We start from the raw sequence: 6,541 nt of genomic DNA, 5'->3' as shown, positions 1-6,541 counted from the left end.
CTTCCAGAAGTACTGAGGGAGCATAACCAACTACCAGCACACAACCATTACTTACTTGCAGCAATTTTTCTCGCCATTCTTGATGTTGCCAAAAAGCAACTTCGGCTTCAGTGGCGGTGGTAATATGGGGATTATCAATTAAGGTTTCGGTGCGGCATCCTAAGTGAAGTAATCGGGTTTGATCTAAAGCAGCTGCAACCGTTTGAGTATCGACAACAATTTGACAACTTGAAGATAAAGCTTCTCGACTAGCTGCGATCGCATCTCGACTCAATTTAATAAAGGACAGCAAACTGACATCGCCACAAGCCAAAACCAACTGAGAAATTAAGTGTTGTTCAATTTCCGAACGGTGAGACAGATCAGGTAATAAGCGTTGTAGCGATTCAGTAAAAGCTTCCGAGTGGGTATGAATTTCAGCATCCAAGCCACTCCAGAGATTTTCCAATCCTCCCAATCCAGCTTGGGTTTCAACATCAAGTAACTTGAGTTGTGCCAAAACTTCCGCCTGGATAATTTGACAATGGCGATCGCGCCCCAATAATCCCTCTAATGCTGATGCAGTTTGTCGCAGTTGAGAAATTTGTTGCATCACCGCGCGATATTGCTGCTGGAGTTGTCCCATGAGGTTAACCGTTGTGTCGGCTTCTGGTTCCACTTCCAAAATATTGCGGATATGGTTTAGCTGAAACCCTTGCTGTTTGAGTGCGACAATCCGTTGTAACCGGAGAACATCTTTTTTGGTGTAGAGGCGGTAATTGCTGCGCGATCGCACTGGTTGCGGTAGCAGTCCCAATTGATGATAATGACGCACCATCCGCGGAGTTAAACCGCCGCCTACCAAGTGCGTTAACTGCTTAATTGTCAGTTCGCTACTTTTGATTTCCACGAATTACGTCTTAATAAAGGTTAATTATTGTCGAGGGGGCGTTTAGAAAAGGTGATATCTGACGACAAGCCACTGCGTGTCTACGCTTCTAACCTAGCTTAGTTAAACTACCTGCTAACCAATAATTTTTTCTGTCTATTAGCTTCTTGGATAACGTTGTTGTTGCTTGTAAATACCTGAATATCTGGAACAACAGCATAATCCATGTCATGTGTAATAATTTTAATTTTTCCTGCTCCTGCTCTGCTAATAGCTTCGAGAAGTAGTAAGTCATAGCCATCAACAGCTTGAGTTTGAAATCTGTTTAGCGCTGCATCGGTTGTTGCATCATCTACTGTCAGATCAACAGGAACAGCAAGTGCTTTAACCTGACTCCAAGCTGACTGCACTTCGGCAACAACGTTCATCCGTTCATTTGGGTAATTATGACGGTACTCTTTAAGTGGCAAAAATCTATACAATTTTTTATAAATCTCATATTCAGTTTTTTCAATTATATGAGCCAGTTCAGCTAAAATTAGCCCAGAGTAGGTCAGCGTGGCTCCATTTAAGAGAGCTTGATTAATATATTTGACATAAATGCTGAATTTGGATGTTTTTGTATAAGTCTGCCAAAACCAAACGTTGGTATCTACAAGGAAAATATCACCCTGCTGGGGATTATCAGTTTTGATGTCGATGATATCAGCTTGAATTCTAAGGTTGACCACCATGCTTTAAAAAGTTGCAGCCTGATCTGCGATCGCTGCATCAACCGCATTACGAAATTGCTCATCGGAATAGTAATGCTTTGCATTGGCAATCACACGCTCAAGAACATTCCACCCCTCAGAACTTATAGCGGTGAACTCAACCAGTTGATTAAGGTTATCTGCTGGAATATCTTTCAAGAGATGACCGATCGCAAAGTTGAAAAAAGGAGAAGCAAAGACCTGAACTCCAGTAAAATCTAATTCTACAGGGTTGCCAGCAAGCAGAACTGGATGAATCTGGTCGTATACCTTCTGCCCACTCTCAGCGCTGATGGCGTATTTTCCGACAAGATCAAAAATTTTGTATGCCATTCCTCTATCTCCCTCTTTAAAATAACCGCTTCTTAAGTTGATGAGCTTCAGTTGCTAGGCAGTAGTAAGATTCATCACAGCGAAGTGCAATATTAATTAAGGTTCCTCTGAAATTAGTACATTTGTTCTCATATATAATATTATCGCCTATGTTGACATATCCGTCATTACTAAAAATTGTAAGGTTTCCATGATTTTTTACGATGAACTCCTGCAATAAATTTAAGCCTGCGCCACGCGAGATACTGTCTTGCTTAGTGCTATTTCCAGGCTCGAACGCCCACTGTAGAGCCTCATTAGCAGTCTTGTCTAGGTTCTGAGGTAGAGAGCGAACACTAGTAGGGATACCAATACCAAAGTCGATGACCGTCAGATGAAGAAAACCAAGCTTGGGATAATGCTGACCGCAGCTGAACACCCCCATAGCAGATTGACTATGATCAAATGCATTAAAATATATCTCTAAGACTCGCCCTGTAATTGCATCTTGTAGTCTTGGACTGATATTGACCCAATCTTTGCCCAGCCAATTATATTTCAGGTAATCTGCAATGGCATAAAAATCTTGATGAAGATCATTCCGGTAAGGTATGGAGTTGCCGTCCCAGGGTTTCCTGTCACAACCAAAATCACACAGGAAGCCATTCTGAGCCAAGTTCATACTAATTTTCTCTGGAAGTGTATTCCAATCGAAAGCGAGAGAGCCGCCACGAGCTTCGATAAAACGGAATAGTCCCCCCAAAAAAGCAACGCCGTAGTGTCCCAAAAATTCACAGTAGTGAAAATCTACCTTGATATTTAAGCAATCTTGGGGTAGCTGCTCAATTTCATCCCTAAGTTTGAATAACTTATTAAAATGATAAAGATTGTCATCAATTGTGGTTACATAAAGAATTAAATTTGGTTGGTTTTTAGTCTCTAACAGCAAGATAACTCCAACTATTACAGATATTTATTATTTATTTGTATCTTGAACTTTAACACTGGTATCAACATTATTTAGCGCTTTTTTGCGATTGCAAAGCGTGTCACAGGCAATCACTTTCATCCTCTGATAAAAAATTTGAAGATTTACAAATTAGCACACCATACTCAGAATAAAACACACATTAACATAGAAAATCACTCTGCAAACCTACTCACTCTACGTTTCAAATTCATTCTAAGGCTTGACATTAACATCAATGTCAAGGTTTAGCGTGAGAGAGTCCTTATTAATTCACCTCTCATGCTCTACCCCCAACGTTTGGGCCAATTCACCAGAGAACACACAGATACCGTAGCCGCCCTTTTGTGTGGCTTACTGTTACTTTTCGGATGGTTCGCCTTGCATCTCGGTTGGTTGGGATTGGCATTCCTGCTACTACCTGCCGCTTATGTAATTGGTGGTTACGAAAGTGCGCGGGAAGGATTGACTACCCTCTTCAAAGAAAAAGAACTCGATGTCGATTTGCTGATGATTGTCGCCGCCATTGGTGCTGCTAGTCTCGGCTTATGGCGAAGAGAATATCATCTAATTATTGATGGGGCAATTTTGATTCTGATCTTTGCCATCAGTGGCGCATTAGAAGGCTATGCAATGCAGCGAACTGAGCGGAGTATCCGCAGTTTGATGAGCCTAACACCAGATACAGCAAGAGTTTTACTTCAAGGAAGAGAAGAAGAAATTCCTATTAGTCAGTTAAAAGTGGGTGATGAGATTGTCATCAAACCCGGAGAGTTAATTCCTACTGATGGGATAATTTTATCTGGTTACAGCACCCTCAATCAAGCTGCGATTACAGGCGAGTCTTTACCTGTAGAAAAAACAGTGGGCGAAGAGGTATTTGCCGGTACACTCAACGGCTATGGTGCATTGCAAATTAAAGTACACAAACCAGCCCAAAGCAGTTTGATTCAGCGTGTAATTCGTTTGGTAGAACAAGCGCAAACAGAAGCACCACCTTCCCAAGAGTTTATCGATCGCTTTGAGAAAGGATATGCCAAAGTCATTGTAGTAGTTGGAATATTACTGGCAACTTTACCCCCATTTCTTTGGGGTTGGGATTGGGAAACAACAATTTATCGCGCTCTTACCTTCCTTGTGGTGGCTTCTCCTTGTGCATTGATGGCTGCAATTATGCCCACCCTGCTTTCAGGAATCGCCAATGGTGCAAGACAGGGGATTTTGTTTAAAAATGGAGCGCAGTTGGAGAAGATTGGCAAAGTCCGAGCGATCGCATTTGATAAAACTGGTACTCTTACAACAGGGCAGGTGCAGGTATTCCAGGTTGTTTCAGTTAGCAAATACACTAGAGATGATGTATTAAAAACTGCTGCAAGTGTCGAAGCATCTTCCGAACATCCCATCGGTAAGGCAATTGTGCAGGCGGCTGGTGATTTAGATTGGGTTGCTGCAATGCAAGTGCAAGCTATACCGGGACAGGGAATTGTCGGAATTGCTCAAGAACAACAAGTAATTGTCGGGAATGCAATTTTTTTACAAAAGTATGTAACAAATTTACCTGAAGAATTGCAAGAAATAGTTCAATCTTGGGAGCAAGAAGGTAAAACTGTGGTTTGGGTAGCGCAGGAAGGCAGGGGAGCAGAGGAGCAGGGGGGCAGAGGAGCAGAGGTGATGGGTGTAATTGCGATCGCAGATCGGGTAAGAGTTGAAGCAGCAGCAACCATTAACCGATTAAAGAAACTGGGAGTTGAACAAATTGTCATGTTAACCGGGGATAATGAAGAAACTGCTCACAGTGTCGCCAAAGCAGTAGGAATCGATCGGGTGTATGCTCAACTTTTACCAGAAGATAAGCTGAATGTTATTCGCCGTTTACAGCAACAATATCAAACAGTTGCAATGGTAGGCGATGGAATCAATGATGCACCAGCTTTAGCGCAAGCATCTGTGGGTATAGCGATGGGAGTATCTGGTAGCGATGTGGCATTAGAAACCGCAGATATTGTACTGATGGCAGACAGGTTAGAAAAAATTGCTGTAGCGATACATTTGGGCAGGCGATCGCAAGCCATAGTAAAACAAAATATAGTTGTAGCGTTGAGTTTCATTATGTTGCTTTTAGTCGGCAACTTTCTAGGAAATATTAACTTACCCATCGGCGTCATTGGTCATGAAGGTTCCACAGTATTAGTTACCCTCAGTGGACTAAGATTATTGAAATAAGATATGACGCAAGATGAGCAACAAAATCCAGATGTAGAGACACGATTTATCGCGTCTTAAAAGACCAGAAATACCCGAAATCACTGAAATTGATGAATTAGAAACTTTCATCGGGTCAAAAAAAACAAAATTTGGGTATGGAGTGTGGTCAATACTCAATTCACATTAGAGGTTGTTTGAAAAGTGGTTGACTGTGATTTTAATCGCATTATTACCCCCCTTAATCCCCCCTTGCAAAGGGGGGAAACAAGAAAAATCTGGTTCCCTCCGCTTGTAAAGGGGAGGGGTAAAAAATATTTGATACATCGCTCATGACTTTTCAAACATCCTCTTAGACGTAAATTATTATTTTGACTTCTTAACTTTTAACTTCTAACTCCTAACTCCTAACTCTTACTCATGCAAACCGATCCAAAACCAGGAACACTTTACGTTGTCGGGACACCAATTGGCAACCTGGAAGATATCACCTTTCGGGCAGTGCGAATTTTGCAAACTGTGGATATCATTGCTGCGGAAGACACGCGTCACACAGGGAAACTGCTACAGCATTTTCAAGTTAAAACACCCCAGGTGAGTTACCACGAACACAATCGTACCAGTCGTATTCCAGAATTATTAGAGCATTTAGTTAATAATAAAGCGATCGCTCTGGTGAGTGATGCGGGGATGCCAGGTATTTCCGATCCTGGATATGAACTGGTGAAAGCCTGTATTGAGGCGAGAATTCCTGTAGTTCCCATTCCTGGCGCTAGTGCAGCAATTACCGCTTTGAGTGCAGCCGGATTACCAACAGATCGATTTGTCTTTGAAGGCTTTCTCCCGGCGAAAACTCAACAGAGACAAGAACATTTAGAATCTCTGCAAACAGAATCTCGCACCTTGATTTTCTATGAATCGCCGCACCGTTTGCGAGATACTTTGCAAGACTTAGCTCTTGTTTGGGGAAGCGATCGCCAAATTGTGCTAGGACGCGAGTTAACTAAATTGTATGAGGAATTTTGGCGGGGGACAATTGCCGAAGCGATCGCTTACTACACTCAACGAGAACCCCAAGGTGAATATACATTAGTAGTCGCGGGAATTCCAGCCAGTCAACCCCAACTGACAGAAGAAGAATTGAAAGCCGAATTGAAACAGTTAATTAGTCAAGGAATATCGCGATCGCAAGCTAGCCGTCAGTTAGCAAAATTTACTTCCCTTCCCCGTCGCCAACTATATCAACTAGCTCTTTCTATAGTCTCCAGCCCTGAGCCTTGAACGGCTGATATCGCTTTTTTGAAAATCAAAAATCTAGATGTGAAAAGTATATATTTCTTTTTTCTTTCTTCTTTTTGTGTCCTTCTCTACAAGATGCTACGCGTAGCCATATAAGGACGGAAGCTACACGCAGTGCTTCATACAGAAGGCGGTTAGCTT

General features: G+C 42.1%; 6 protein-coding genes and 1 pseudogene. 3 read left to right on the top strand and 4 right to left on the bottom strand.

Annotated elements, in window-relative coordinates:
- The 4 genes from IQ229_RS08150 to IQ229_RS08135 form a co-directional block, all read right to left on the bottom strand.
- Positions 1–883, bottom strand: an 883-nt coding sequence (locus IQ229_RS08150) for a precorrin-8X methylmutase (protein WP_194042787.1), incomplete at its 3' end; no start/stop codon positions are given.
- 113 nt (positions 884–996) lie between these two features.
- Complete coding sequence (locus IQ229_RS08145; protein ID WP_194042785.1) at positions 997–1,602, bottom strand: hypothetical protein; 606 nt, start codon at positions 1,600–1,602, stop codon at positions 997–999.
- 3 nt (positions 1,603–1,605) lie between these two features.
- Entirely contained in the window at positions 1,606–1,953 is a 348-nt protein-coding gene (locus tag IQ229_RS08140) for an STAS-like domain-containing protein (protein WP_194042783.1), read from the bottom strand.
- Positions 1,954–1,969: 16 nt separating this feature from the next.
- Positions 1,970–2,881: a hypothetical protein gene (locus IQ229_RS08135; RefSeq protein ID WP_228013295.1), complete on the bottom strand. Its 912-nt coding sequence runs from the start codon at positions 2,879–2,881 to the stop codon at positions 1,970–1,972.
- A 300-nt stretch (positions 2,882–3,181) separates the two neighbouring features.
- On the opposite strand from IQ229_RS08135, the gene IQ229_RS08130 reads away from it, so the two are divergent.
- The 3 genes and pseudogenes from IQ229_RS08130 (at position 3,182) to rsmI (ending at position 6,382) form a co-directional block, all read left to right on the top strand.
- The gene (locus tag IQ229_RS08130) at positions 3,182–5,122 is read left to right on the top strand and encodes a heavy metal translocating P-type ATPase (protein WP_194042781.1); all 1,941 of its coding nucleotides are present in this window, start codon (positions 3,182–3,184) and stop codon (positions 5,120–5,122) included.
- A 67-nt stretch (positions 5,123–5,189) separates the two neighbouring features.
- A pseudogene (locus IQ229_RS08125) lies at positions 5,190–5,281 on the top strand (IS1 family transposase); the annotation flags it as partial.
- Between the two features lie 240 nt (positions 5,282–5,521).
- Positions 5,522–6,382, top strand: coding sequence for a 16S rRNA (cytidine(1402)-2'-O)-methyltransferase (gene rsmI, locus IQ229_RS08120; protein WP_194042779.1), 861 nt, complete (start codon positions 5,522–5,524; stop codon positions 6,380–6,382).
- Positions 6,383–6,541: the final 159 nt, after the last annotated feature.

The organism is Nostoc cf. edaphicum LEGE 07299 (genome assembly GCF_015207245.1).
Taxonomy (GTDB): domain Bacteria; phylum Cyanobacteriota; class Cyanobacteriia; order Cyanobacteriales; family Nostocaceae; genus Nostoc; species Nostoc edaphicum_B.
The sequence above is the reverse complement of the archived record's forward strand: the minus strand, read 5'-3'. Positions and strand labels throughout refer to the sequence as shown.